Raw genomic sequence first — 25858 nt, 5'->3', positions numbered from 1 at the left:
CATTAGATGGTTATCCGGTCATACCCGTGCCAATGATATTTACGGCAATAATATTGAAGACAACCATTACTAAGAGCGAGATAACACAGTATAAAAGCGTGCTTCGTATGAGGTATGTTCCAAGGAGATATTCCTCATTTAACGTGTCAGAGCCATTTTCAATGCCATTGACGAGAATAGAGAGGATATACACGACCTGTACCACATAGATGCCAACCATCAATTGGAAATAATACGTCGGAACACCATCGTGAAACAATCCAACCATCCCCGTAATAGGGGTTCCCTCCTCTACCTGAAGTGTTGCCATCTGCTGGCCAAGCTTTCCAATAATGGTAGAGACCATAGAAGTAATACCAATGACAATCCCTGCAATAACTGGCGCTAAAAAGGCAACCTGGGATTTCATCGAGGTAATGACATCTTCCATAATATCCTTCAAGCGTTCATCAACGCGATGGATCTGCTTAATGTAGTTCGAGATATTAATAATAGCATTTGCCGCTATCCTCGGGCTTTTCTTTACCGATACAACTAAGACTTTCATAGAACTTTCAATAAGTTTTGAGGGAAAATAAACAATTGCACCACTCTTCTGCCCAAAGATAGCTTCGTCCACATTCATTCCCAAACTCTTAATATTGGTGCTTACCTGCTCAAAGAACTTTCCTGAAGTTGTTCCTTCCATGACCTTTGCTACCTTTCCAAAGGCAATTTCAGCAGGCAGGCCATCCCCTAAACGATTCCCTAACTGAAAAAGGGCTGAGGCAAATTCACGCTCGAGTTCCTTGACCCGGTTTCTGATGGCATAGACATTCTTCGAACGCAGACTGTAATAGAGGCCAATGGCAATACCAAATGACAGAGGAAAAAATAAGCTGATAATGGCTGCACCAAATCCAAATGGCCCTATGGTCTCATCAGGGTTTAACGTACTTGCACGATAATCCAAAAGAACAAATTTCCCATCCGCAAATCGTAGGTCAAAGTCAGGATTAAGTCGATGGATAAGAAGAGGAGAAATGGCTATCAAAAAAAGAAATGAAAAAACAATGATGCTTAGCCAAAGCGGACTGATCTTTATTTCTTGTGATCCCAGAGGAATGATCAGTTTACGGTATTTTTTGAGTTCAGGGTTCTCTTCAGAAAGATCAGTATCACCATACCCTGTAGGCCGCTTAGAAAGAATACTTTTGCCAAGATAATACACCGCCAATGGAATACAGATATTATAGAGGACTGCCAAATGATACCATTTGACATTACCCATGAAACTGACAACAAGAGGCAAGATGACAAGACCTAAAACCGGAAGAATGATACCAAGCATGTTTAAGATGTTTAAAGGTGACTTTAAGTTATGGGCATAATGCAACATCTTCTCGAAGGTTTCCTCGAGCATGACTTCGAGAGATTTATCCAACAGACTTAATCGTCGTGCTTCAGATCCCTCATAGAGTGAGGACTCAATAAGATGGAATGACTCAACAAATTCAAGATTCCACTTTCGCCAGGACTCAAGGTACATATCTAGGGACTCTTTAACGGATTCATAGCGTTCACTCTCTACATCCCAAAGCACTTTTTTCAAGTCAATAGAAAGGGGTGGAGAAAGATGCTCGGATGCAAACTCAATTGCCCGTTCAAGATTTGATGTATGACGCATGTACATAACCACATAAAAAATACACAGTACCATTTGATTGCTGGCCTTTAATCGCCAATTGTTTGCAAAATATTCGGGGATCCGTTGCAAAATGATAATGCAGGCAAGACCAACAAGAATACTAAAAATTGCAAGGAAAATACTTGGATTTGCTCCTAATATCACTGGAACGACAAAGCTCAAAAGCAGTGAAATGATAATGAAAAAAATAGGACCAAGAATAGCAAAACTCAATGCTCCAGTAGGCGTAATATCAAGGTGACAAATACTGATAGATTCCTGTAATACTGCCTCGCTTTCTTTATTCGGCTTAATTTGGAGAATCCGCTCACTGAAATTACACGCTTTTTCATAGAACGTCATATGTTTCGGCATGTACGATGCCTTGAATTCCTTGTATTCCCGAGAAGCATGCGGAAGATCATCAAGAGTTTGCTCATTAAGTTTTTGCTGTAAGTCTTGCTTAAATCGACGAAGAATTGATTGAAGTTCTTGATCATCAGGCATTTTTCGTGTACATCACTCGTTTTCTCATCTCTCCTTTGAGCCACTCTTCCCATTCAAACAAAATTCGTTTTGGATCGGGGAATCCTACTTCTTCTCGTACATTTTCCGAAAGAACATGAAAAAGATCATTTGCCTTAATGACAAAGGGAGCTTCAAGGAGCTCATTATCATTTGTCTTCTCTGCATAGTCTACCAATAGCTGTTTCATGGTTCCTCGAAGAACAATATTCTCCCAGACTGCGTCCCAGTTTCCAGCAAATTCCTTGATATTTCCAGCCACATCTTTCAGAATATCAGAATCTCCGGTAGTAAGTGCATCTTGAGGGACAAGCTGATCTGTTTTGACGTCATATTTCATAAGATCAACAAAGGCATGCTCCAGTAATGGGTCTTTATCCCACTTTTTTCTCACTTCGGTAATTTGCGTAATCCTTCTGGTGCTATGAATGCCATCAGCAGATTTTACTGGTGTTGCTACGATAATAATGTCTGTTGCCTTAAAAGACGTTTTGGGAATGCCTATATCATTCACCACACGGTCATACACCCCATACGGAGAGTCGCCATGAATCGTACCAGCAACAACATTAGCAGCAGCACCGACGCGCATAGCCTCGTACAAAGCAACTGCTTCCTTACTTCGAACTTCACCAACAATTAATGCAGAATCTCCCAACCGTAAGGTCGCTCGAATACCGTCTGATGCATTTACTTCAGCACTCTCCCGGGAAAGTGCACTTGCTACCTTCATCGGTTGAATGTTGTAGCCTAATTTACGTAGTGCATTCGTTGGTAATTCTAAGGTATCTTCGATAGTAATAACCCTTGTTCTTCGCATGATTTCAACCATAACACTGGTCATAAAACTGGTCTTTCCGCTACTTCGTGTTCCTGCAATAAGAATAGTTCTTGTTCCATCAACCAGAAAACTGATGAGACCTGCCCCTAATGGATTAATCATCCCTGCTTTGATAAACAAGGGCAAGGTCCACGGACGATCACGATGACGTCGAAAAGAATATGCCAATCCACTAGGGTCTAAGGGTTGCGTAATAACAGAAACTCTGGTATTTGCACCAGGAAGCTCAAGTTCTGTATCAAGGATAGGATCTGCCTCATCTAAGGGCCTACCTGAAATCATACGGAGCTTTGATGCCCAGGATTCTGCTTCGGTCGGTGTTGGAATAATATTGGTAACGCAATCCCCGTATTGACTGTGTACAATAAACAAGGGCGTTTGACCCATAGGACTATTAACCGAGATATCCTGAATTCTTTCGTCCTGCAAAAGAACTTCGATCAACCCGAATCCAACCGTATAACGCACTAGAATGTTAGTTAATTTTTCAATATCCTTACTTCGAAGCGTAACACCTCTATATGCAGATAACTCTTCTAAAAGATCACGGCCAACATTAAAAAAAACCTGCCGCATCCGTTCTGGGTCGACAAATTCTGATTTTTTCGGTTGATGCTCCGACATGATTTTTCTTGCCATGTCCAACAGTTCATACTTCTCTTCAGTTAACTTAAATTCAGGAGGCATCATATGATAAACATACTGGACACTGTCAGGCAGCTTAAAGACCGTAATTTCAGTGTCTTCATTAACCACATAATTATCAAGCTCCTCACCATCGGTTGGGTAAGAAGCCATCAGTTTGGTAAACATAAAATCAGGTTTTATGGTTGGGTAGAAGAGCTTTCGATAAACATCACGTTCTCCCATCTTAAAGCCACTCAAGTGGGGCTTTGCCAAACTAAGCAGTTTTGTCTGGTCAAGCTTACTCAACACAAAGGTAAGGAAAGATATATAACGTTGGGTATAGTAAGCCATCTGTTGATCTGTTTCCTTATCAAGGACGATTCTCTCTCTTCTCAGAATGCGTTTAAGCTCGACATATGCCCCTAAAGGATCTGCTTTTAAACGATGATAGAGCAGTTCCTGTGCTTCGTTGTAGTGGAGGGTATAATTCCTGTCGGTAGCTGGGTTTTGTGCAGAAAAATAGGTTGCTAAAACTCGTTGCTTGACCAGTTGATGGACAAGGCGGGAGATCTCAACCAAGAGTTGGGTTTGGCTATAGTCATATTCATAGTCCCGTTTTTGAGTAAAGACGATTTTAGAAATTGGTCCAGCTTCAACAATCTTATCAACGGTCCGAGACATGCAGAGCTCATCATCCTCTAGTGAAGGAATATGAGAGGAACTGCTATAATCAATCCGCATAATGGTATCTTCTCCCTCACGGATAAGTTCGTAGGTATCCTCTTTTTTTTCCATGAACTGGCACCACTCAACTATACTAACACAACATTTATTATGGAGATCCCCTTCTATTCTCTCCGAAGACTATGAGAGTAGACACTATATAAAATTTGCTATTCATCAGAGTTTATTCACCCACGTACTGTCGAGAACATAAGAGAAAGAGAAGATGTTTGAACCTCACCAAGAGAACCAAGAGGAGAAAAAGAAGTCAGCAGGAATTTTTGGCTCTAAAGGGAATAGTACTGATGACCTTATGCTTCTGAGAAATGAATTAAATAATTTATCAAGAAGAGTGAGGATTCAAGAAGAGCGTGATCTTAACTTACGAAAAAAAATCCAGGTTATCGAGCAGAATATGCTCAGCTCGCAGAAAAAGGCTTCCACAGAGATAAAAATACTCCAAGATGACCTCAAAACAGTGAAGCGAGAGCTGCTTGATGTCAAAGATAAAGTAAAGCTATTGATCCTTGAGCTGCGAGAGTCTGCAAAGAAAGAAGACGTTAAAGTACTTGAGCGATACATCAATCTCTGGGAACCAGTAAATTTCGTGACTCAACAAGAAGTTGTCAAAATGGTGCAGGATATCGTAGAAGAGCGTGCAAGCAGCAAAGAAGCAATGGAGAGAAAGACAGAGACAAAGAAAAAGGAACCTCTGGCCCTCTGAGGAAAGAGCCCCATCCAAAAATTCGCTAGCGCTCAGGTTAGCAGCTCAAACTTCTTGCTTCTTTCCAGTAAAGCTGAGAGACCCCGTAAGGGACGTCCCCCCTCTCAGCTGGACGCTTGATAAAAAGGAAGTTTGACTGAAGGCTGCTAACCCTTTTTTGGATGGAGCTTGAGGAAAGGAAAGGTTTAAAAACATATAACCGTAGGTAGTACGAGCAGAAAGAAAAAAAGAGGTACCATGCCCAGTAATGATCGCTTTGCACAACCAGGACCGTCTGGCCCCCCTATTGATCAAGTCATTAATATGCGGCAGCAGGGCTTTAGTAACAATCAGATTGTCCAAACGCTGCGCCAACAAGGATTTGCTCCTACAGAAATATTTGATGCCATGAATCAGGCAGATATCAAAGGCAGTGTTGAAGAGATTCCTGCTGAATTTCTTGAAAATCCACCACCAGAACAACCCATGCAGATGCAACCCGAAGATCAAGCCGGTGGATACTACCCTCCTCAACCTCAAGAGACAGGTGGAAACTACTACGCTCAACATGGATCTGAGGAAAGAATTGAGGAACTAGCCGAGGCAATTATTGACGAAAAATGGGAAGAACTGGTCAAGAGCATCAACAAGATGATTGAATGGAAGGACAAGGTAGATATCAGGATTTCAAAACTCGAGCAGGAGATAACTGATGTACGGGCTGAATTTGATAAAGTCCATCAGGCCATTATCGGAAAAATTGGTGACTATGATAAAAACATAGTAAGTATAGGAACAGAGATTAAAGCCATGGAGAAGGTCTTTCAGAAGGTGTTGCCAACCTTTACTGAAAATGTCAATGAGTTGAACCGAATTACCAAGAACCTGCGTCAAAAAGGACCTCCTGAGGAGTGAAAGGAGGAGTAAACGTTTTTTTTTCTATCTCGATTTCAAAGCAACACGTGATCGCTTCTTCTTTCCCGCGTGTTCAATCAAAGCCTTCTCAGCGATTTGCCGTATCTTTTTCAGGACTTCTTTTGGAACGTCTGCATGCAGATCTTCCTTGAGTTCATGCAGGAAATCATCGAGAAAGACAACGAATAGTTCCTCACCGGGTCTTGTTTGTGCTTGGGCTTCTTCTATGATGCTATCCCACTTAAGATTATAATGGTCAACCAATGATTTCGCATCTTCACGATCCCCTGGACGTTCGGTCGCACACTTTAACAGAAGAATGTCTTCAGGTGCAACAATATGGGCTACAAAGTTTCCATATTCATATACCTTTCTTATCCGGTCAATCATTCCGTGGGACAAATCAAAACAAATAATTCTTCGATAGAAAAGATCGATGCGCGTCTGACCTCTACTCAGAAGAAGAGGAACATTTTTTTTGTTAAAATAGAGAAAACGAAATTCCCTGTCTTTAAATCCAAGATCCTTAAGCAACTGAAGGAGGATCTCTCTGTCTTTCGTCGTTTGACACACTATATCAATATCTTTTGTTTTCTCCTTTGCCTTGTAGTAAAGCATTGCAGAGCCCCCAACAATATAGTAGTCTCCCTTCTGCTTTAATCCTCTTCCCAAGAGATGGAACAAATTTTCCTGGTTTTCTAGGTTTATCATTTATGCCCCCTTATAACGCAAAAGGTCCCCTTTATTTAAGGGGATCTTAATACCCCACGCTGATTCAATACCCCGGAAATCAGTAGATTGCAATCCTTGAATAATAAACCTTCGTCTCTTTTTCTGAAAGCTTTTCAGAAGACCCCGGATTTTAGAAGTCATTTTTCGTACTTTTATGGCCGTACGTGCAACATCATAGAGTGCCCCTACCTCATGGCATACATCATATTGCTTAGCAAAAGAGTAGAGACGATACCAGTTCTTCACCTGATTAAACAATCCTAAAGTCGCGAGGATTAACCGATACTTTCTCGTAGCTATTGCACGAACAATGGTCTCTTCAACAGAGATGTTCCTACCTATTATTTTGTGTTCGTACGGCTCAGCTAAGGTCACTTTCGAGTATCTATTAATAACATCATACATCCCTTCTTCTTTCTTAGGAATTCCCAATGAGCTGATGGAATAGAGGCGTTTTTGTTTACCTCCTCCAGAACTTTGTAAGAACCCCTCTTTTCGTAGTTGATGAAGCAATTTGATAGCCGTACTTCTCGCAATGCAACGTTCTTTTGCCACCTGATCTACGGTCCATATGCCTTCAAGTTGTTTAGCAATGGTTATGCATTCCATACTAATAGCAATGCATTATAACTTATATATAAATATTTGCTTTTTTAGGGTGGTTTATTGACAAAAAAGGTGCAAGAACCAAATCCAGACCAAAAGCAGAAGACATTACCCTGAAATAAATGGCCTAATGATACACGCGCGGACTTCGTGCAAGCGTCAGAACAGTAAACATACTAATCATTAAGATAAAGATAAGACCCAACATTTTGGGGTGGAAAATTACTGCCCAAAAGGTCTCAACAGATTCTTCCTCACCGACATCACCACCAACGATTGTTCCTTTGGTCGTGGCATTGATGTTTGTCTCTGTTTCTCCGGTAAAATAAACCTTTCCCAAAGACCCGATGAAAATGATGATCCCAATAACAATAATGGTATAAATAATTTCAGGATGACCCTCTTGCGTATTGCTCAAGACTGCCCGAACATCTCCATCACTGACGTTAAATACTTTAATAATCATTAGCAAGAAAACCAAAAAGAGCGCTAAGAGAACATACCAGGGGGTCATAACCGTAATGACATCGCTGACGCTTGGTGATAATAAAAAGAGAATGGCAATCAAAATGGCAATAAACCCATGAATTGCTTTGCTATCACCCAACAGTTTGGTATATTGAAGCACCCCATACACCAGAATAAGAATTAACAACGCTGCAAAGATCTGTGAGAAATGCTGAAGAAGCCCAAGATCAAGAAGCGTTGCCATGGTTCGCTAATGGCTCTTTCCGCCGCCGAAGAGTTTCCCAATTTCTCCCATGAGCTGACCGGTACGTACTGCTCCTTCTGATTTAGTATCGTCTTTAGTAATGTACCAGACAATAATACCAAAGACCAGAAGAATGATGACTAAGGCAACAGAGTCTTCACCAAAGAAATTATCAAGTGCATTAATAAAACCTTGATCGCCCCACCAACCAGCAGAAGCGCCAAAAATAAAGATAACCAGGAGGAAGGAAATAATAGCTACCCAACCAGAGAGGGAGCTTCCCATCCAAACAGATTCACCGCCAAAAAGACCAATGAGGATTAATGCCATAATCACGCCCACAATAAGGATAGAAACATTGGGCAATGCGCTATTCATTATGTCAACAACATCTGCGCCAGGCGGATACTGGTCTAAGACGTGGGGAATGACCACCAGTAAGGCAAAAACAAGGGCAATAACCACATTAAAGTTCTTTTTTCCGTGGCCTAGGACATTGGTTTTCTGTAAGATAGCAAAAAGAATAGTAAAGATAAGCAAAAAGGGCAGCATGACGTCTGTTAATCCCCATGACTCCATAATTTCGATAAAGTTTGACAGGTTATATGCATTTGTTGCCATTGGGAATGCCTCCTTTTTTATCTCCCTGTTGCATGAAATGATATCATAACAAGCTTTTTATTGCAAAAGATGAGGTTACTTATTAATTTTTTTATTTTAATACCCTTGGTGTTAATGTTTTTTCTCGGTTGGTGTCCCTCCCTGGGAGTTGTGTTTCGGCTCGTGCACAATATAAAACATAAAGACAACAATCACGATCATAAGGATGACTGAGCCAACGGTTTGAGTATCCCATCGCTCTGCCAAGTAGTCATTCCAGAACCACATCAGCCAAGGCTCGCCCTCATCCGTCTGAATGGCATAGAGAAAGATGAGGACAATACCAACAAACATGATAATCACGAAAACCGTCCGTTGCCATCCCTCCAAAAACACCTCTTCCTTTTCTGAATAAAATGTTCCGATAAGGAGAAGAAACAGGACTGAGAACATGACAAGGATGACAATATTGGCAACCGCCTGATTGATAAGGCTAACTAAACGTGTTGAGGCAATGAACAAGAATCCGGAAACGAAAGCAACCATGGCATTGAGGTTTCTTCGAGGATATTTCTTGCCATCATACTCATCGACACCTAAAACTTTGGTTTTATCGAGGATAGCAAACATAATGGTAAAAACCAGGAGAAAAGGAAGCACTACATCATAAATACCTATGGCAAAGAAAAAATCAAGGACGCCACGAAAGGCTGATTGCGTTTCTACCATGGGGAATAACGATATCCTTCAATATATAAAGGTTTCGATTTAAAAAAGGGTAACTACGTCGAAAAAACTTGCGTACCCGGTCCAAAATAAGATCAGAGAATAGGGCAAAGTTTAAGAAGAATCTCAATTTTCTTTTCCCATCATGCTTATCGGTGTTGTTGGCAAAGCAAACGTCGGGAAATCAACCTTTTTCAAGGCAGCTACGTTGGCAGAAGTGGAGATTGCAAACTATCCGTTTGCCACAATCAAGCCAAACCACGGCTGTGGATTTGTTCGTGTGGCATGTATTGACCATGAATTTAACGTCCAATGTAATCCTCGATTTGGTTATTGTATCAATCATATGCGGTTTGTCCCTGTTGACTTGATTGACGTTGCCGGCCTAGTCCCTGGAGCCCATAAAGGCCTTGGCATGGGCAACCAGTTCTTGGATGATTTGCGGCAAGCAGATGCTCTTATCCATGTCATAGATGTTGCTGGAACAACGAACGAGAAAGGAGAGCCTATTGCCGTAGGAAACTATGACCCTACAAATGATATCCGTTTTCTTGAAGAAGAGCTTGATTATTGGTATTTAGGCGTGCTTAAACGAGGATGGGAACGCTTTGCTCGACAGATGATTCAAGAAAGGCAAGAGATCCAAAAGGCACTGGCGAAGCAATTGAGCGGGCTGAAAGTAACTGAAGAGATCGTTGAACAAGTTATAACAGAACTTGCATTAGACCCTGAAAGACCAAACAGTTGGAGCGAAGATCAATTATTGAAACTGGCGCATGAGCTGAGAAAAAAGACAAAACCTATGATTATTGTGTGTAATAAGATCGATGTTCCTGGAGCACAAGAACACTTTGAGCGGTTGCAAAAAACCTTTCCCGCATACACGCTTATTCCTTGTAGCGCTGAAGCAGAGCTTGCCTTGCGTGAGGCAGCACGGCATCATCTTATTAGCTATGTCCCCGGAGACAAGACCTTCCAGATAACCAGTACACAGATGAATGAAAAACAACAACAGGCATTGTCCTTTATCCAACGAACGATCCTTGATATCCATCAAACAACAGGAGTCCAGCAAGCCCTTGATACAGCCGTGTTTACACTGCTCAGGATGATTGCCATCTTCCCTGGAGGAGTAAATAATCTCATGGACAAAGACGGAAATGTCCTTCCTGACTGCTTCTTAATGCCACCAGGAACAACTGCCTTGGATTTTGCCTTTAAGATCCATCAAGATCTTGGCAAGAACTTCATCAAAGCGATTGATGTACGAAAGAAACTACCGGTTGGTAAGGACCACCCCTTACAGCACCGGGACATCATCGAGATTAAAACAGGCAGATGAGTTCTTGGACTACAATAGAAGGTTCTTGGAATTGACTGTTAGTCTAGGTGTTGTTTACTATTGAATAGATGGATTTTATGACGTTTATCTTCATCAATGTCAAAAATGCAAATGCCGGTGTTATGTAGGTTCTCAATTGATTGTATGTCCTCAGGAGTCCTATGAGTAATGACTGCTATTAATGCCTTATTAATTCCATTGTGAGCTACGAATAAAACAGTGTCATTTGGACGTTTTGTTAAAACCTTATGCAAGAATGCTTTAGCACGATTGAATAATGACTCTAGCGTTTCTCCATTTTTTAGAGAAAGACCTGCGACGCTTGTGGTTTTTGAAAATCCAAGGTCTGATTCTTTCTTTCCCTGCAATTCGCCTAAATATCTTTCTCTTAATTCTTCCACAAATTCAACAGGTGTATGAGGATGATACTTTGCAATTTCTTTTGTTGTATCTGAAGCCCTTGCTAAATCACTCGAATAAATATAATCTATTTTCTCAGTTTTCAATCGTAATGCAACTTTCTTCGCTTGAGAAATACCTACATCTGAAAGTTTTCCATGAAGATGACCTTGAAAAATACCTGCTACATTCTCTTCAGTTTCACCATGTCTTGTAATAATCAGTCGCATAACCATCAACATAAAACCAACGTTTATATTCGTTTATATTTTGTGGGTTTTACTTCTTTTTTGATCGCATAAGCTGGAAGGTAGAGGGAAGATCAATGATATACTTTCCTTCCTCAAGTTTATAGATCAAGGGATGCTGTTTCAGGATATTGACCAGATCGAGCTCATATTGTCCTGGCTTGACAATCTTTATAGCCTCCAAATCAAGAACAACGGGCTTTGAACGGTCGATGTCATTGCCAATGAGATCATACACATCCTGCTCAATGTGTTCTTTTTCTTCTTGCGTCAGTTGGAGAGGAAGTTCCTTTGCACCTGTATCTGCTGCATCTGAGGTCTTTTTTTTGATGAAAAAGAAAAATCTACCTCCACAAGTACATCCCTCTAAAATTGCTTTAGATCCATCCTCATAAATAGATCCACAACGAACACATTGATGCGGCATGTTGACCTCTAGAGAAGATTTGTTCTCTGTAAGTTACGATGATTTGGGTGATTTACCCAACTACAAACAATTTGTCTTGCTGCTAGTCTTACTTTCGAGAACCACCGAGTTTTCTTCTGAGATATTCGTCGTCAGTAAGGAGCTGTATTTGTTCAGGATCTCTCTTGATCTCCTTCACAATATTTGCTGGCCCAATAATGGTAAACCCTTGGCGATCGCCTAATAACAGGCTGATAAATCTTTTTCTGAATTTTTGAAAAAACTGAAAAAACGCTGCGCTATCTTTATCGCTGGGATATATTACCGATAACTCAATCCCCTTAAAATGGTCGTTAATTTCTTCCATTGTCCGTTTGATGAGCTCTGCTTCTTCTTCTTTCTTCAGTCGACCCTCAAGCAAGACAATCTTGTTATCCTTAACAAGGTCCAACAATTTTTTAATACGTTTTGCAGTTCCGAGCTGTTCGATCTCTGCATACGGTATAAATTGGAGGGTTATCATTTTGGTGTTATTTTTTGGTATTATCCTGCAACCGTGAAGAGGGACTCATAAAATGCTTCGATTTGGGTCCCATATTTTGCTGAAATGCCGACGACCGGATACTGAGGAAATGCACTCTCGACTCGCTTTAAATCAGCCTTTTTCAGATCAATCTTATTTGCAATAATCATCACCGGAATATTACGAGCCTGGAGATTTCCGACAATAGTAATATTCACTTGACTGTACGGGTCTTTGGTAGCATCAAGGACAATAATGACAACATCCATTTCATCAAGCCATTTGATTGCATCAACAATGCCTTTTGTCGCTTCTTTTGCACGTTTTTTTGCTTCTTTTTCATTTAATCCGCTTTTGAGAAAATCTTCAAAGTCAACCTTGGTTGCAATCCCGGGTGTATCAACAAGGTTAAAAGAGAGCTCTTTACCGTTTGATTTAATATTAATCTGTTCTTTAATCTGAATTTCTCTGGTTTCATGGGGAATGTCAGAAACCGTTCCCATTTCTTCTCCAAGCCAGTCAGTACAAATCTTATTTGCCAGTGTTGTTTTTCCTGCATTTGGCGGTCCGTACAACCCCAATTTGATGTGCCTCTTTTTTCGGAAAATATCACGAAATACCTTGTTGATAAACTGTTTTAAGACGGCAAGCATAAGTATTTCTGGATCAGATATGACTATAAAAAGCTTTCGCTTTGTTTTTTTAGAACAGAAAAGGTAATAAATGAGCAGTCGTTATGAGAAAAACATGGAAAGAAAACTTCTCCGTTTATTTGCTGATCGTTCAATCACGTACTGGGAAATTCGAAACGAAACAATCAAAACAACAGCACTTAATGCATGGAATAAAGAAACAAAAGATATTGTCCTTGGAGAAAAAAACGGACATTCTGTCCGGGTTCTGTATAAAAATGGATGGGGTTTTGTTTCTAGTGACGGGACTTCGCTCGCTAAATCAATAAAAAAAGCTATGAGTATTGCGAAATCGTTAAACACCTCCATGACACGGTCTCCTGCAACACGAAGCGTGTGGGTCGGACATCCAAGAAGTGGACAAAAAAAAAGTCTGGTGAAGATTGCGCCCGACACTATCTCCTTAGAAGAAAAAAAGAGTCACATCGTTGCAGCAACAACCGAATATCTTCAACGAAAATTCGTCAAAAGTGTGCAGGTTTCTTATTCAGATAGTATAAAAGACTCAAGCTTTTGGAATGCCGAAGGAACAGAAATCCATCAGCAGTTAACCTATGCTGCAGTAAGTGCTTCAATGACGGTAAAAAATAAAACATTGGAAACCTTTGATGAACGGGCGGGTGGAGTCATGGGATATGAAGTAACAAAAGCCCTTCCCGAGGTAATGGCATCTACCTACAAAAATGCATGTATCCTTACCAAAGCAAGAGTACCAAAAGGGGGCATGGTTCCGGTATTATGTGATCCCCAGCTCACTGAAGTGCTTATCCATGAAGCTGTTGGTCATGCCACCGAGGCAGACATTGTACTTCAAAAGGAAAGTTGCCTTCAAGCATTACTCGGAAAACAGATTGCTCCTTCCTTTTTAACCATCAGCGATGATCCAACGCTCAAAGGATTATGGGGCAGCTACTTTTATGATGACGAAGGAGTACCTGCACAAAAAACATCAATGGTAAAACATGGTATTTTGCAGAACCTTCTCCATACTCGGGAAACTGCTGCTGCATACGGAACATCACCGACCGGAAATGCACGAGCACAAAGCGTGGAATACCTTCCCCAGGTTCGTATGTCCAATACCTATCTTGAAAAGGGGGATCATCGTTTTGAAGAATTAGCAGAAAAAGTTAAAGACGGTCTCTATCTTATCGGTTCTCGTGGTGGTCAAGCAGATACGCCAACTGGAGATTTTCATTTTTCTGCGCAAATGGGATACAAGATAAAAAACAGCAGAATTACCGAGCCTGTCAAGGGAGTCTCATTACTAGGAAATACGTTGCGTACCTTGTACGACATACGCGCCATTGGGAATACCTATGGAAAAGGTTCCCCGGGTTATTGTGGAAAAGGAGGACAGTATGTACCAGTTATTGGAAATTGTCCTCCCATGGTTGTTGGAAAAGCAATTATTGGCGGAAAAGCTTAATACCATGTTCAACGAAGCAACGAAATTACTCAAGGAAGCTGAAAAAAAAGCAGATTATGCTCTTGTTCGCATAGAAGAATCACAAGAAGAAAGTATCGATGTCAAGCATAATACGATTCACACCTATGATGCTGATTTGAGTCATAAATATCTTGTCAAAGTTTGGATCAATGGAAAGGAAGGTTTCTCCTACAGCAATCAGTACAGTCCTGAGCTGGTAAAAAACGCTTTGAAAATTGCAAAGGCAAGTACTCAGTTAGACTATTTTTATGGAATCCCAGAACCAAAAAAAAGTAAACAGGTCAAACTGTGCGATAAAAAAGTTCTGCAGTTATCCCCTGGTGATTTAGTGAGATATGCGACCGATATGATTGAGGACATTCATGATGAGCGAACGACGTTAAGCGAGGGCGGTGTCTCTTCTGCAAGAAATGCTACGGTTTTGATGAATTCAAATGGTGTTGAAACGCATGAGGAATCAACAGAGTTTGCGATAGGTGCAGGAGCCATTGCCAAAGACGGGAAAATTGCTACCTACTGGGATAGCATGAATGACCATCGATACTTCGGCTTAGGATCTTTCGCTCAAACGATTAAAGAAAAAGCTCATACCTTTCTTGATGCTCAGCCCTTTAAGAAAAAACCAACCATAGTTATGTTTATGCCAAATGTATTTGGTGACTTACTTCAGAACGCCTTCCTTGACAATCTTAATGGAAGAAATGTTGTGAAAAAAAAATCGTTGTTTACAAAAAAATTAGGAGAACGTATCTGCTCGCCACAGGTCTCCCTGATTGATGATGGAACTTTGGATTATGGTATCCATTCTCATCTGGTTGATGCCGAAGGAACACCCATGCAAAGAACAAGTCTTATACATGACGGTATTTTGAAAAACTTTATCTACGATTACAACACCGGAAAACATCATCATCGTGAAAGCACAGGAAATGCAAGCACCGAAGGCATAAGTTTTAGAAACATTATTATGAAAGGATCACCTTTTCCGATTGATGAGTGTTTAATTGTTGATCACATCATGGGATCTCACACGAGTAATCCATTAACAACAGCATTTTCAGTGACCATGGAACATGGATATTATCTCAAGAATGGAGAAAAGATTCCTGTCAAAGGTGGATTGATCCATGGTAAGATGGCCGAGGTTATGCAAAACATCATTGCCATAGGAAAAGAGATTGAACAACGCAATGGAGTCTATACAGGACCAGTTGCCTGTAAAGGTGTGCACTTTACCCAAAGCTACCATTAGCAACATGACGCGTATCAAACATCTACAAAAAATTCTTGATGAGAAGAAAATAGACTATCTCATTCTGATGAATGATGGGAACAGTATAGATCCCCATATGGTGTACTACACAAACATCAAGGTCGAATATGCATTGCTGATTGTTCCAAACAAGGGGAGTGCTCTTTTTGCAGTACCTTCGCTGGAATATGAACGCGTTCAGCGAGTGTTGTCGCAGAAAACCATAAAGATAATCCTCAAAGAATGGAAACCGGGATTCTTAAAACAGTTTTTTGCCTTGCCTAGAAAAAATAATGGAAGAAAAATAGAAAAAATAGGAGTAAACTATGCAGCGTTGTCATTGTTGAGTTCTCAAGCGATACGTAAAGCAACAGGAAGAAAACAAATCGATATGAGTCAGGCCTTGCGTGCTCTGAGGATGGTAAAAACAAAAGAAGAAATTGCTCTCATTAAGAGGGCATGTGCAATGACGACAACTATTATCCAAGAAGTAAAAGCCTTCCTCAGTAAGAAAAAAAAGGAATTTGTTACTGAACAGGATGTTGTAGCCTTTATGGAAGCTGCAATGAAGCAGCGAGGAGTAGAACCTGCATTTCCAATGATTGTTGCATCGGGAAAACACGGAGCAATGCCCCATTATGTGCCTCAGCGAAAAGTTCTTCAGAACGGATTTTTAGTGATTGATGTCGGTGTACGATATAAGGGCTATTGCTCAGATATTACTCGCACTTTTTATGTAGGAAATCCTTCTGAAAAAGAACGACAAGCATATCTCGGTGTTATGCGAGCTCAAGAGGCAAGCCTGCACCAAGTGCGGGAGGGAACACCAGCAAAACACGTTGACCAAGCAGCCCGAAAGGTTCTGGGAGAAAAGTATTTCATCCATAGTACTGGCCATGGTCTTGGTATGGATGTCCATGAAGGTCCAAATATCAGTAAAACATCGGTGGATGTTTTACAGGAAGGAATGGTTATTACGATAGAACCAGGCATTTATTTTCCGAATGCTTATGGGATACGCATTGAAGATGACGTTCTCGTCAAGAAAGATGGCTATGAAGTCTTAACAAAGATGTCAAGCTCTTTTAATGATATAGTTATAAAAAAATAAAAAGTATTCTCTATCAGGCAAATTCAGACATGAAGGTCGTATCTCAAAAATGCAGTTGAAACGCGATCCACAAGCTCGTCATTTCTGGATTTCCATGGTTTGTCAGGATCATGAAATCCTTGCGGATCGTTAAATGTTCGATAAGTGTCAAGTGTTACCGGCATCCCCAGTATCTCACGAATACCATTACGATCAAGAGGAATTGGACTAGGGTCTGTACAAGTACCTGCTCTGGAAAGCGCATGCGTCATTCTTTCTCTGAGTTGTCCTAATTCACGGGTGTCATAATGTGCAAGAGCTGGATCAAGATCTTCTATCTGCACAACGATCTGTTCTTGATTATGCTGTGCCTGCAATCGAACTGCAGCATATTGTGCACGCGTCGCTTCACTGACTGCACGAGCTAAGGCATATGCATAGGGATAGAGTGTTGAACTTGCTTTCCATAAACATTTTCCCCAAACAGCATCAGTTCCATGCTGATGAATACCCCCCGTGGCTATCACTGAGTCTTTTACTTTACTCACGCCAGCATCAACACGAAGAAAGTATTCGTTAAAATCCCCGCCAGCATTAACAGCAATCGCGCCCCTAGAAACATGATATCGAGAAAGATTATCAGCAAGATAGTCCTGCACGGCATGAAAAAATGCAGGAGAAACTCCCTTCTGGTGTGCAAGTGAAACATAAACGCCATGGGCATCATCACAAACATAAACGTCATGGGTATCATCACAAACAAAACCGTTTGGTGTATAACGTACGGTTACATGAACTTTGCCGTCTGGCCGTGATTCAGGAGAGCCTTGAAAATACAATGCCAATAGTCTATCAATGGCGGAAGCGATACCTAAACTGGGAAAGGTACCATCAATACCGTAAGGATCTGCAAGGTAATGGCCATGTACTATACAGCTATCGGCAAATTTGTTTTGCTTTGTGGTGCCATTGAGAACTATACCTTGTGGAGTAATGTGCCGTATATCAACATTAACATGATCTGGATGAAAATCGCCGTCACGAAAATAACCTGCATTGTCTAGTGTTGTGACAACAACATCCCGAGCAATTTGCTCTAAAGGGGTGTCTTCTGGAATCATCAATTGGCCGGCAATACTAACATTAATGGGAAACGGTGGAGACGAAGTTGCATCCAAAGTTCGTGCTGAGGACTGCACATTCAGATCTGCACGAAAACCTTGAAGCTGACCCTTACGTGCTGCAATTTCTGCAAGTTTTTGAACAATTCCTGCAGCAACCGCTGTAGAATATACATCCGGATGCCTCCGAAAGAACTCTACTTCTGCAACTTCTCTATAACCTGGATCAATAATAATCGTCATGAAATCACCTTCCAACTTTTCAACGGTCAAACAATGCTCAAATGAAGGTGTGCCAGAAAGAGAGTCCCATATAAATATATGTGTGAAAAATAAATTCCGATAGGAATAATCTCCGAAGAGACTTGAAAAGTTCGTTAACGAGGATTAAAGAGGATACTTTGCAAAAACAAGTTTCAAAGACTCACGAAGATGGGGTGTCATTTTCAAGGACTTTTGTGATTGCTTTCCTTGAACGAGGCACTGTTTTAAGAAAGCAACTGGAAAAAAAGTAGCTTCTTCCATTTCTTCTTCCTGCAATACAAAAGGCCCATCAGTTCTACCAAAATAAACACTTAAGAGTTCGTGCTCCTCGGGTTCATTAATGATAATCTTTCCAACAAACTCCAGTGGAACCTGAACTCCAAGTTCTTCCTGCATCTCACGAACAGCTGCATGATCTGGCATTTCACCTGCATCAACATGGCCTGCAACAGAGTCACACCAATAAAGAGGATACTGGTATTTTGTTGCTTTTCGAAGCTGTAAGAGTACTTCATGTTTACTATTGACGAGCACAATCCCAACAGCACGATGAAGGAGGTGCTGGGCATGAGCAACATCCGTACTAACAACGCGAAGCACTTTTTCATTCTTGTCAATAATATCAACGTCATCCATGTGAAAGTGAAAACTCAAAGTTTCGTAGACTCTGCATTACTCTCTTCTTTGGGTTGTATGCATTCGCAATTATATGGAAGATTGGAGTTTTCATACAATCTTACAACTTCACCAGAGATTTGATCATAGAATTCAATGCCGCGGTTTTGACCAAACCATACTACTGTTCTGCTATCTCCACTATCAAATCTATATGTTTGACCTTGTTGACCTTCTTTTGGTCTACATTTATATATCCCATCTGGCTTAAAGTTTAATTCACGATAACCTAGGTCGCAAGATTCCACGGCAGTGATAAGTGCTAAGCCCGAGAGTCCCAATGACATTTTTCGAGAAGGACCTTTCATGAGGAGGTTTACCAGCTCCATTGTAACAGTATGTATCCTCTCCTCATTTATAAATGTTTGTAGCTTCCAAAATAGTAAAGAAAACAAAAGTATTTATACCCTCTCTCCTCGTCAGTTCCCATGGAAAAAAAAGAAGTTCTGCCAACAATACAAACACACATGCACCTTATCATAGGCAGTGACGAAGCACTGAAGGGAGATACCTTTGGGGGTATTGTTGTTGCCGCAGTTATGGCAGGACCAGAAGAAAGAAAACAACTCCAAGAACTAGGAGTAAAGGACTCTAAAAAGATTTCTGATCTTGTTGTCCATCGACTGGCACAGGTTATAAAACAAAAATTTCAGTGGAGTATTCGCAATGTTTATCCCGAAGAGTACAATCAACGTGATGGTGAAGTCATCCTTACGTCACTTTTGAACAAACTTCATCGTGAATGCGCCGATGAGCTGAGGGGAAAATACACAACGAAACGTGGAAAAATAGTGCATGTGGTTGACCAGTACCCTGGTTGTACGGTTGGGGATATTATCGTAACAAAAGCAGAAGAAAAATATGTTGAAGTAGCTGCTGCTTCAATCATTGCGCGAGATGCTGCGCTCTTGCAGCTGCAAGAACTTACAAAGTTAGCAGGATTTCCTATTCCGAAGGGAAGCACGCATGTGCAAGAGGCCTTAGAACAGGCAAAGAAAGGTACTATTCCCCTCCATCTTCTGGTAAAGCTCCATTTCCGAAATGTTCAAGGGGTAATGAGAAAGGAGTAATGCGAGCTATAATAGGAAGTAATGCTTGGAAAAAAGGTGGGGACGCTGGGATTTGAACCCAGGACATCACGGTCTTCAGCCGTGCGCTCTCCCAGTCTGAGCTACGCCCCCGTGGGAAAGCAGAAAACCGAGGATGATTTAAAATAATTTCGGTTTTTTGTTTCGATTTTTCGATTATACAAACTTGTGCCTGAGATGCTTTGCAACAATCCGTGGGACTAAACCATCAACAGAAGCACCATTTTTTGCCAAATCTTTGACAAGTGTTGAGCTCAGATAGAAGTATTCTTTGTCAGTCATAAAAAGCACGGTTTCAAGCTGAGGTTGAAGTTGACGATTCATCAATGCCATTTGAAACTCATATTCAAAATGTGACACCGCGCGTAGACCACGAACAATGATAAAACATTTTTTCTGCGCACAGTAATCTGCCAATAACCCATGAAAAACGTCAACAGTAACAGGCAACTTCCTGGTCGATTCCTCGATAAAGGCTTTTCGCTCAGCAATCGTAAACAGGGGCCTCTTTTTTGGGTTATCACCAATGGCAACAATCAGCTTATCAAAAAGATGGAGAGAACGATGAATAATATCGAGATGCCCATTGGTAATCGGGTCGAAACTTCCAGGATAAATAGCTGTTTTCATAGGGTAGAGATCATCTTTCAGAGATTATCTTTAAATCCTTTATCAACCGTTATCAATAAGATAAGTCACTCATAAGATGCTTACGCAAGGAGAACCTCATATAAGGTAAGGACATCCTTTCGAAGGGCTTGTTTTGTTCCATTATTTTCAAGAACATGGTCTGCCTTGGGCATGTGCTGGGTGTGAAAGATGCGATGGAACTTGTGCGGTGGATATTTTTTGTTACGTTTCTGAAGCGTTCTTTTTTTCGCTCGTACAAGAACAGTAACATCAGTCAAATCACCAAGCTTCAGCTCTTTGTAAAGGGCTGCATCAATAACGATCAATTTTTTTTGTTTCTTTTTCTCCTGAACCTGTTTTTGAATTGCCTTACGCAAATGTGGATGAATAATGTTGTTCAGTTCGTGAAGCGCAGCATTGCTGAAGAATGCAAGGTTTCCTAGTTTTTCTCGATCAACCTTCCCCTTAGTAAAAACATGGGTACCAAAGGTCTTTTTGAGCTTTTGTTTGACTTCAGGAGCCTTCAAAAGTTGATGCCCTACATGATCAGCATGGATAACATGTGCCCCTTGTTGCTTGAGAATATTACAGACGGTTGTCTTTCCTGAACCAATTTTTCCCGTAACAGCGACAATCATAAACTATTGAGAGCAACACTTCTATATAAAGATTTGGCAGCAGGGTAACAAAGTCCCTGATTGCAGTTATACTCAAAGACATAAATCATGAAATAAACTATGAATCTATCAATGAGCATGATTGTGGTTATTGTTTCCTTCAGATTTAGGTCCGAGATAGATCAAGACATTTGGTTGTGGTGGTCTGTTTCCATAATTCATAGCAAGATGGAGACACTGTTCATGAGTTGCTGCAGGAACATGGAGGAGGCGAACAGCGGGATCTAGGTCAGAAAAGTTTGCTAAGCGTTTATCGCTAGAGAGCAGATTTGGTGCTCCCTCAAGAGGAGGAAAGAGTAAACTGCTCGTATCTCCGTCCCGTACATACATCGTGACCATATGGATTCCTCGTGCTTCTATCTGCTGAAAAAAATGTGAACCATTGGTTGGTTCATTTCCTTGACGGACCATCTCAATCATTGCACGAGTATTATTAATCTGTTCATAGCGTACAGGAACACCAAGATTTGGATGCGTAGATCCCCATCGTCCTGGTGCAGCCAATGCAACTGCTTCATGGGCATAGTGACGGTTAATAACATCTATGAGCATAGAGAGTTTTGACCATCCCTGCGGACCAAGTGTTGCATAACGAGAGGGATCAACAACCAAAAGATATTCAATGTTTGGGACAGAGCCATTACTTTCTGGGGTAGTACTTTGGTAAAGGACAGTAAGATTACTTCCATTGGTAAGAGAGGGCATCGTTGCAGGTCGATCTCCTGGCTTGTTGTACTGTGGCCTGCATTGGACAAGGCTGACTGACGAGCTCCATCCATCAACTGCATCTGGGGAAGTGACAAAATTAATTGCAAATTCAAGATCCACATCACGATCATATGCAGTACGTAATATATCCTTCATTCTTTCGATAATACGGATTCCATGACGAAGTGCTCCTTCTCTCTGAGAATTACCATAGGCTCTTGCAATATCACAGTAAGGGCTCAATGGATGGCCAGAATTATGAAATGGCGGATACGGCCGGACAATACCATCATCACGATCCATAACCACGGGCAATCCACTAGCCCGAAGTCCAGATGGGCTGACTGAATCAAGGAACTCTTTAACCGGGAGTGTGCGAAAACTGTTGTCTTCAAGATCAATAACATCAACACGATGTTGTGCATATCTCCCACGTTGATCTTCTGTGGTAGGATTAATTGCTGGTCGCTGAAAATAGAGAAGATGGGCATTATCATCAATGTCCACGGCCCGTGTACCTAAGCCAACAACAATTCGCGCACAACCTTTTTTAAGATCAAGAGTTGAGTCTGGTGCCCGTGTTGCTCGACTGAAAACAACACCAGCAAGGTCAGGAAAGAAGTACCTTCCCTCTCGATGTCCCTGTACTTCCTGCACAAGAACTGCCATCCGCTCATCTGCATTAAGAAGATCAGTATCTAGGCGATACTGGAAAGCTCCTGGGGAGAGAACGCTTGCATAAACGGTTTTAATTGCATGCAATAGTGCAGCAAAATTCTGTTCTTGATCTGGAGATGCGTTTGGAACAAAGACGGTCTCATAAACACCGGGAAATGGTGCATTAACCCCATCCTCAAGAAGGCTCGATGATCGCACGGCAAGGGGAACCGAAGGAAGCGCTCCATACGCCCGTCTCAATCGTTGAACAACATCAGAAGGAAATTCTCCTGCAAGGATTTTTTGCTGTAAATCTTCAATCTTTGTTTTGGCATCCTCAATGTCTCCATCAATATTACTGTGAACAGCGCCAGCATAGGTCCACTTCATCTGATTGATATCACCCAGAAGTCTATTGTGGGTAAAGAAAGCATCAGAGATAGAGGTGTCAACAACAAACTGGTGTGGATCTCTCAGATATCGTGCGTCATCACCCATCTCTCTATGAATAATAGGGGCTGCAAAAAATATTCCTGCGGTTTTTCCGCCAATACGCCCTTCATAACCGTCAACGTTTACGATCTGTTTACGCAAATGAGCAAAATATTCAGAAGAAAAATATTCAGGCACAAGATGCAAAAGACGGGCATCTGAGGTAACTATCCGTTTTGCTAGTTCAATCGTTGCCCAGTCAGAAAGTGGATGATGGGGATCATATGCAGTAAGAAGCGTACGTAACCTTGCAGTGGTTGGTTCACTACGAACTACCTCTCCGCCATAAAGAGTTCGTGAGACTTCATTGAGATGCGCTTGAAGCTTCGCTCTTGTATGGGTTGTTGCAAGGAAAAGATCCTGCAAGATTGCTTCGAGCGTTTGTTGAGGGAGTTCTGCTACGAGATAATTTTTTCCACTTAATTGCCCTGCATAAGCCTGAAGGTCAAATTCCCCAGCAAATTGATCCTGCATCCGATGATACATCTCTCCACGGAGTTCATCTCGGTGTTCAGGATGTTGATACCAGACATCATTCAGTAACAGAAGATTTCGCAGATAACGGTTAAGCCTGCCCTTCATATCAAGAACTGAGCGCTGCGAAAGTTCAAGAGGCCCTTCATCAATAAGTCGTTGTAGATGTTCAGGTGTATAAACCAGTGAAGCGCTGATATCAAATAAGAACGATTCAAGTTTTTCTGCAATTGGTTGGATTGATGCTAATGAAGAATCCGATGACAGCGGTAGATCTCCTCCCCCTCTTCCTAATTCAAGCAAGGCAATGCTCTGTGCTGCAAGGGTAAGATTTACCGGAGAAAGAAGTCCCCTCTCATGGAGATCACTCGCAAAACGAGAACGCAAAGCAGTATGATCACGCCACGGTTCATAGACGGTTTCAGTAAAGTGAAGAAGTCTCTCTAAGGTTGTTGCTACAGGAACTGTTTTCATCATAGGTTATTCCCCTAGTAATATACATGAATGACTGCCGGAAATTATGATGAGTAATGGTGCAGGGTAATGATGGATAATGACCTATTGATTAATCCTGAATAAGCAATTTCCCCTCATGCATGATAGTCTTCCCATCAACAATGATGGTTGGTTTTGTAAACACACCATCGATATGCACCGGAACATCGATACTACCACCAAATGAAAGATTGTTTCCAAGGGCTACATGAGCAGTTCCTAATACTTTCTCATCTTCAAGGATAAGACCGGTAAGCTTCGCATCTGCATTGGTTCCTATCCCTAGTTCTGCCACACTATAGCCCTTTTCACCAAAGCCATCAAACTGGGCCTGTATCACCTTTGCTTCTTCATCATTACCATTACTACCTTCAAAGGCAATAGCAACACCTTTTCTGATGTTTATTTTTATAGGTTTTGACAATAATCCTGTTCCCATGCAAGAATCTACCACTAAAATGCCATTTGTGACACCTTCACAAGGACCTAAACACACCTCTCCGGCAGGTAGATTCCCCCATTGCTTGGGCAAGGTATACAAGCCTGTATCACTGAAGATTTTTCTTCCTCGAATAGACATCTCGAGGTTGGTTCCCAAACTTGTGGTAATAAGCAGGGTATGGGCACCTTCAAGAGCCTTGGCAAGCTTTTCTGTCCGTACTTTCATTCTAGGGTAATCGGTCATGACTGCTCGGGCCATCATTGCTTCAGTAATACCTGGCATGCTTGCAATGCGTGCTCCTTTGGCTGTAGCATCCCTCCGGGCTTTCGTATGGGACAGAGATTTTGCCGTTGCTAAAATAATGACACCAGCAGCCTGCATCTGTCGAGCAACGGTTTCAGGAGGCTCTTGTGCATTCCTTACCAAGGGAGGTATTTCCTTTAGATCGATTTCTTGACAACACTTTTGTGCTGCATGAGCAAGGGCTTCTCCGATCTTTCTCGTCAAATGATCAGTAATAACAAGAACCGTATCACTCTTTGTTGCCCCTAAACATGTTTTGAGAACGAGCATTGCTGCACTAGCAAGTACAGCATCTCTTTGAAGTACGGGATTTTTTGACATGATAGCTCGACCCGATCATGGTGTTTGTTCTTAGTGTTGTTTATTCTTAATACTCAGGACCAACTCATCCATCTTAGTGAGGCTGTATTTCAGACCATCGAACTTTTTCCGAAGATCGGTGTTGCGGAAGTCAAATAAGAGTAATTGGCCATACAACTCAAGCAGAAAACTACGGATAATGACTGGAAGTTCGTCATTTCCCTCAATGCTTGCATTAATAGCTTTCCTGACAAGTTCGCCATAGAGGTCACAGATACCGAGTAAATACTCCTCAGGTTCAACCCCTAGCGATTGGGCATTGGGCACCGACTGTTTTACCATAAATTCATAATAGCACAGGGCTTCAACATACTCTTGCATAGCCATACGATAAAAGCCTTCAGACGTTAATCCGGAATGGGCATGTCCACCGGTTTTAAGGTCGGTAATGAGCTCGGTTATGTGAGGAACAAGTTCCAAGGCACGCTTCATGTCACCACGGTGAATCGCATAAATGATCTGCTTGGATAAAACAACGATATCCCTACTTTTCTTGATAAGTTCTTCTCGTTTAGCATCGTATGATGCAATGGCCTTTTTCAGCTTTTGAAAATCTTGTTGATTGATCATCGGTTTCATCAAAGGACAAATGGATGCCTGTTTTAAAAAGGTTTGCCCTTTCCTGACTTCATAAGCTTCATCCAAAAAGAGTTAGCAACCAGAGGAAAGAAAAACGTCTTTACTTGGGGATAGA

At 41.4% G+C, this 25858-nt stretch carries 26 protein-coding genes and 1 tRNA gene; 7 read left to right on the top strand and 20 right to left on the bottom strand.

Annotation, left to right across the window (positions count from 1 at the left end; all coding sequences use genetic code 11):
- Nucleotides 1-10 precede the first annotated feature (10 nt).
- Nucleotides 11-2173: a hypothetical protein gene (locus tag HYW21_02945; protein ID MBI2548282.1), complete on the bottom strand. Its 2163-nt coding sequence runs from the start codon at nt 2171-2173 to the stop codon at nt 11-13.
- Nucleotides 2166-4454: a type II/IV secretion system ATPase subunit gene (locus HYW21_02940; protein ID MBI2548281.1), complete on the bottom strand. Its 2289-nt coding sequence runs from the start codon at nt 4452-4454 to the stop codon at nt 2166-2168. Before HYW21_02940 ends, HYW21_02945 begins: the two co-directional genes overlap by 8 nt.
- Nucleotides 4455-4608: 154 nt before the next feature.
- Here HYW21_02940 and HYW21_02935 point away from each other — a divergent pair, with 154 nt between their 5' ends.
- Together HYW21_02935 and HYW21_02930 are read left to right on the top strand one after the other, a co-directional pair.
- Nucleotides 4609-5106 carry a hypothetical protein gene (locus HYW21_02935; protein MBI2548280.1) on the top strand — a complete coding sequence of 166 codons (498 nt, stop codon included), beginning with the start codon at nt 4609-4611 and terminating at the stop codon, nt 5104-5106.
- A gap of 237 nt (nt 5107-5343) precedes the next feature.
- Nucleotides 5344-6000 carry a hypothetical protein gene (locus tag HYW21_02930; protein ID MBI2548279.1) on the top strand — a complete coding sequence of 219 codons (657 nt, stop codon included), beginning with the start codon at nt 5344-5346 and terminating at the stop codon, nt 5998-6000.
- A 24-nt stretch (nt 6001-6024) separates the two neighbouring features.
- Here HYW21_02930 and HYW21_02925 read toward each other — a convergent pair whose 3' ends face one another.
- The 5 genes from HYW21_02925 to HYW21_02905 form a co-directional block, all read right to left on the bottom strand.
- Nucleotides 6025-6711 carry a nucleotidyltransferase gene (locus HYW21_02925; GenBank protein MBI2548278.1) on the bottom strand — a complete coding sequence of 229 codons (687 nt, stop codon included), beginning with the start codon at nt 6709-6711 and terminating at the stop codon, nt 6025-6027.
- Nucleotides 6712-7341 (bottom strand): hypothetical protein, encoded by a 630-nt coding sequence (locus HYW21_02920; protein ID MBI2548277.1) that lies wholly within the window; start codon nt 7339-7341, stop codon nt 6712-6714.
- 124 nt (nt 7342-7465) lie between these two features.
- Nucleotides 7466-8050, bottom strand: coding sequence for a hypothetical protein (locus tag HYW21_02915; protein MBI2548276.1), 585 nt, complete (start codon nt 8048-8050; stop codon nt 7466-7468).
- A 6-nt stretch (nt 8051-8056) separates the two neighbouring features.
- Nucleotides 8057-8671: a hypothetical protein gene (locus tag HYW21_02910; GenBank protein MBI2548275.1), complete on the bottom strand. Its 615-nt coding sequence runs from the start codon at nt 8669-8671 to the stop codon at nt 8057-8059.
- A 111-nt stretch (nt 8672-8782) separates the two neighbouring features.
- The gene (locus tag HYW21_02905; protein MBI2548274.1) at nt 8783-9379 is read right to left on the bottom strand and encodes a hypothetical protein; all 597 of its coding nucleotides are present in this window, start codon (nt 9377-9379) and stop codon (nt 8783-8785) included.
- Between the two features lie 142 nt (nt 9380-9521).
- Here HYW21_02905 and HYW21_02900 point away from each other — a divergent pair, with 142 nt between their 5' ends.
- Nucleotides 9522-10718: a redox-regulated ATPase YchF gene (locus HYW21_02900; GenBank protein ID MBI2548273.1), complete on the top strand. Its 1197-nt coding sequence runs from the start codon at nt 9522-9524 to the stop codon at nt 10716-10718.
- Nucleotides 10719-10756: 38 nt separating this feature from the next.
- Here the strand turns inward: HYW21_02900 and HYW21_02895 are convergent, their stop codons facing one another.
- From HYW21_02895 to HYW21_02880, 4 genes are all read right to left on the bottom strand, one after another.
- A complete protein-coding gene (locus HYW21_02895; protein ID MBI2548272.1) occupies nt 10757-11347 on the bottom strand; it encodes a histidine phosphatase family protein in 591 nt (196 codons plus the stop codon).
- A 49-nt stretch (nt 11348-11396) separates the two neighbouring features.
- Nucleotides 11397-11792, bottom strand: a complete 396-nt coding sequence (locus tag HYW21_02890) for a hypothetical protein (GenBank protein ID MBI2548271.1) — start codon at nt 11790-11792, stop codon at nt 11397-11399.
- Nucleotides 11793-11880: 88 nt separating this feature from the next.
- On the bottom strand, nt 11881-12294 hold the full coding sequence (locus tag HYW21_02885) for a DUF2073 domain-containing protein (GenBank protein ID MBI2548270.1): 414 nt from the start codon (nt 12292-12294) through the stop codon (nt 11881-11883).
- A 20-nt stretch (nt 12295-12314) separates the two neighbouring features.
- The gene (locus HYW21_02880) at nt 12315-12947 is read right to left on the bottom strand and encodes a 50S ribosome-binding GTPase (protein MBI2548269.1); all 633 of its coding nucleotides are present in this window, start codon (nt 12945-12947) and stop codon (nt 12315-12317) included.
- Between the two features lie 94 nt (nt 12948-13041).
- On the opposite strand from HYW21_02880, the gene HYW21_02875 reads away from it, so the two are divergent.
- From HYW21_02875 to HYW21_02865, 3 genes are read left to right on the top strand one after another with little or no spacing between them, the layout of a single operon-like run.
- Nucleotides 13042-14415, top strand: a complete 1374-nt coding sequence (locus tag HYW21_02875) for a TldD/PmbA family protein (protein MBI2548268.1) — start codon at nt 13042-13044, stop codon at nt 14413-14415.
- Nucleotides 14348-15688 (top strand): TldD/PmbA family protein, encoded by a 1341-nt coding sequence (locus HYW21_02870; GenBank protein MBI2548267.1) that lies wholly within the window; start codon nt 14348-14350, stop codon nt 15686-15688. The genes HYW21_02875 and HYW21_02870 overlap by 68 nt, the downstream gene beginning before the upstream one ends.
- On the top strand, nt 15627-16799 hold the full coding sequence (locus HYW21_02865; GenBank protein MBI2548266.1) for an aminopeptidase P family protein: 1173 nt from the start codon (nt 15627-15629) through the stop codon (nt 16797-16799). Before HYW21_02870 ends, HYW21_02865 begins: the two co-directional genes overlap by 62 nt.
- 23 nt (nt 16800-16822) lie before the next feature.
- Here the strand turns inward: HYW21_02865 and HYW21_02860 are convergent, their stop codons facing one another.
- From HYW21_02860 to HYW21_02850, 3 genes are all read right to left on the bottom strand, one after another.
- Complete coding sequence (locus HYW21_02860) at nt 16823-18142, bottom strand: hypothetical protein (protein ID MBI2548265.1); 1320 nt, start codon at nt 18140-18142, stop codon at nt 16823-16825.
- 144 nt (nt 18143-18286) lie between these two features.
- The gene (locus HYW21_02855; GenBank protein ID MBI2548264.1) at nt 18287-18799 is read right to left on the bottom strand and encodes an NUDIX domain-containing protein; all 513 of its coding nucleotides are present in this window, start codon (nt 18797-18799) and stop codon (nt 18287-18289) included.
- A gap of 14 nt (nt 18800-18813) precedes the next feature.
- Nucleotides 18814-19167: a hypothetical protein gene (locus HYW21_02850; GenBank protein ID MBI2548263.1), complete on the bottom strand. Its 354-nt coding sequence runs from the start codon at nt 19165-19167 to the stop codon at nt 18814-18816.
- Nucleotides 19168-19266: 99 nt separating this feature from the next.
- On the opposite strand from HYW21_02850, the gene HYW21_02845 reads away from it, so the two are divergent.
- A complete protein-coding gene (locus HYW21_02845) occupies nt 19267-19908 on the top strand; it encodes a hypothetical protein (protein MBI2548262.1) in 642 nt (213 codons plus the stop codon).
- Nucleotides 19909-19945: 37 nt separating this feature from the next.
- Here the strand turns inward: HYW21_02845 and HYW21_02840 are convergent.
- The 6 genes from HYW21_02840 to HYW21_02815 form a co-directional block, all read right to left on the bottom strand.
- Nucleotides 19946-20019, bottom strand: a tRNA-Phe gene (locus HYW21_02840).
- A gap of 63 nt (nt 20020-20082) precedes the next feature.
- On the bottom strand, nt 20083-20556 hold the full coding sequence (gene coaD, locus HYW21_02835; GenBank protein MBI2548261.1) for a pantetheine-phosphate adenylyltransferase: 474 nt from the start codon (nt 20554-20556) through the stop codon (nt 20083-20085).
- 80 nt (nt 20557-20636) lie between these two features.
- The gene (gene coaE / locus HYW21_02830) at nt 20637-21194 is read right to left on the bottom strand and encodes a dephospho-CoA kinase (protein ID MBI2548260.1); all 558 of its coding nucleotides are present in this window, start codon (nt 21192-21194) and stop codon (nt 20637-20639) included.
- A 108-nt stretch (nt 21195-21302) separates the two neighbouring features.
- Nucleotides 21303-24041: a hypothetical protein gene (locus tag HYW21_02825; protein MBI2548259.1), complete on the bottom strand. Its 2739-nt coding sequence runs from the start codon at nt 24039-24041 to the stop codon at nt 21303-21305.
- A gap of 88 nt (nt 24042-24129) precedes the next feature.
- Nucleotides 24130-25125: an aminopeptidase gene (locus tag HYW21_02820; GenBank protein MBI2548258.1), complete on the bottom strand. Its 996-nt coding sequence runs from the start codon at nt 25123-25125 to the stop codon at nt 24130-24132.
- 30 nt (nt 25126-25155) lie between these two features.
- Complete coding sequence (locus HYW21_02815) at nt 25156-25743, bottom strand: hypothetical protein (protein ID MBI2548257.1); 588 nt, start codon at nt 25741-25743, stop codon at nt 25156-25158.
- Nucleotides 25744-25858 lie beyond the last annotated feature (115 nt).

The organism is Candidatus Woesearchaeota archaeon, from assembly GCA_016187565.1.
Classification (GTDB): Archaea; Nanobdellota; Nanobdellia; order Woesearchaeales; family JACPJR01; genus JACPJR01.
This window is presented reverse-complemented; position numbering and strand designations above follow the sequence as displayed.

Bases quoted from the DNA above. Each gene is read 5' to 3' on its own strand.
- HYW21_02945 (MBI2548282.1), bottom strand. From the start codon at position 2,173: ATGCCTGATGATCAAGAACTTCAATCAATTCTTCGTCGATTTAAGCAA.
- HYW21_02940 (MBI2548281.1), bottom strand. From the start codon at position 4,454: ATGGAAAAAAAAGAGGATACCTACGAACTTATCCGTGAGGGAGAAGAT.
- HYW21_02935 (MBI2548280.1), top strand. From the start codon at position 4,609: ATGTTTGAACCTCACCAAGAGAACCAAGAGGAGAAAAAGAAGTCAGCA.
- HYW21_02930 (MBI2548279.1), top strand. From the start codon at position 5,344: ATGCCCAGTAATGATCGCTTTGCACAACCAGGACCGTCTGGCCCCCCT.
- HYW21_02925 (MBI2548278.1), bottom strand. From the start codon at position 6,711: ATGATAAACCTAGAAAACCAGGAAAATTTGTTCCATCTCTTGGGAAGA.
- HYW21_02920 (MBI2548277.1), bottom strand. From the start codon at position 7,341: ATGGAATGCATAACCATTGCTAAACAACTTGAAGGCATATGGACCGTA.
- HYW21_02915 (MBI2548276.1), bottom strand. From the start codon at position 8,050: ATGGCAACGCTTCTTGATCTTGGGCTTCTTCAGCATTTCTCACAGATC.
- HYW21_02910 (MBI2548275.1), bottom strand. From the start codon at position 8,671: ATGGCAACAAATGCATATAACCTGTCAAACTTTATCGAAATTATGGAG.
- HYW21_02905 (MBI2548274.1), bottom strand. From the start codon at position 9,379: ATGGTAGAAACGCAATCAGCCTTTCGTGGCGTCCTTGATTTTTTCTTT.
- HYW21_02900 (MBI2548273.1), top strand. From the start codon at position 9,522: ATGCTTATCGGTGTTGTTGGCAAAGCAAACGTCGGGAAATCAACCTTT.
- HYW21_02895 (MBI2548272.1), bottom strand. From the start codon at position 11,347: ATGCGACTGATTATTACAAGACATGGTGAAACTGAAGAGAATGTAGCA.
- HYW21_02890 (MBI2548271.1), bottom strand. From the start codon at position 11,792: ATGCCGCATCAATGTGTTCGTTGTGGATCTATTTATGAGGATGGATCT.
- HYW21_02885 (MBI2548270.1), bottom strand. From the start codon at position 12,294: ATGATAACCCTCCAATTTATACCGTATGCAGAGATCGAACAGCTCGGA.
- HYW21_02880 (MBI2548269.1), bottom strand. From the start codon at position 12,947: ATGCTTGCCGTCTTAAAACAGTTTATCAACAAGGTATTTCGTGATATT.
- HYW21_02875 (MBI2548268.1), top strand. From the start codon at position 13,042: ATGGAAAGAAAACTTCTCCGTTTATTTGCTGATCGTTCAATCACGTAC.
- HYW21_02870 (MBI2548267.1), top strand. From the start codon at position 14,348: ATGTACCAGTTATTGGAAATTGTCCTCCCATGGTTGTTGGAAAAGCAA.
- HYW21_02865 (MBI2548266.1), top strand. From the start codon at position 15,627: ATGGAGTCTATACAGGACCAGTTGCCTGTAAAGGTGTGCACTTTACCC.
- HYW21_02860 (MBI2548265.1), bottom strand. From the start codon at position 18,142: ATGACGATTATTATTGATCCAGGTTATAGAGAAGTTGCAGAAGTAGAG.
- HYW21_02855 (MBI2548264.1), bottom strand. From the start codon at position 18,799: ATGGATGACGTTGATATTATTGACAAGAATGAAAAAGTGCTTCGCGTT.
- HYW21_02850 (MBI2548263.1), bottom strand. From the start codon at position 19,167: ATGGAGCTGGTAAACCTCCTCATGAAAGGTCCTTCTCGAAAAATGTCA.
- HYW21_02845 (MBI2548262.1), top strand. From the start codon at position 19,267: ATGGAAAAAAAAGAAGTTCTGCCAACAATACAAACACACATGCACCTT.
- coaD (MBI2548261.1), bottom strand. From the start codon at position 20,556: ATGAAAACAGCTATTTATCCTGGAAGTTTCGACCCGATTACCAATGGG.
- coaE (MBI2548260.1), bottom strand. From the start codon at position 21,194: ATGATTGTCGCTGTTACGGGAAAAATTGGTTCAGGAAAGACAACCGTC.
- HYW21_02825 (MBI2548259.1), bottom strand. From the start codon at position 24,041: ATGATGAAAACAGTTCCTGTAGCAACAACCTTAGAGAGACTTCTTCAC.
- HYW21_02820 (MBI2548258.1), bottom strand. From the start codon at position 25,125: ATGTCAAAAAATCCCGTACTTCAAAGAGATGCTGTACTTGCTAGTGCA.
- HYW21_02815 (MBI2548257.1), bottom strand. From the start codon at position 25,743: ATGAAACCGATGATCAATCAACAAGATTTTCAAAAGCTGAAAAAGGCC.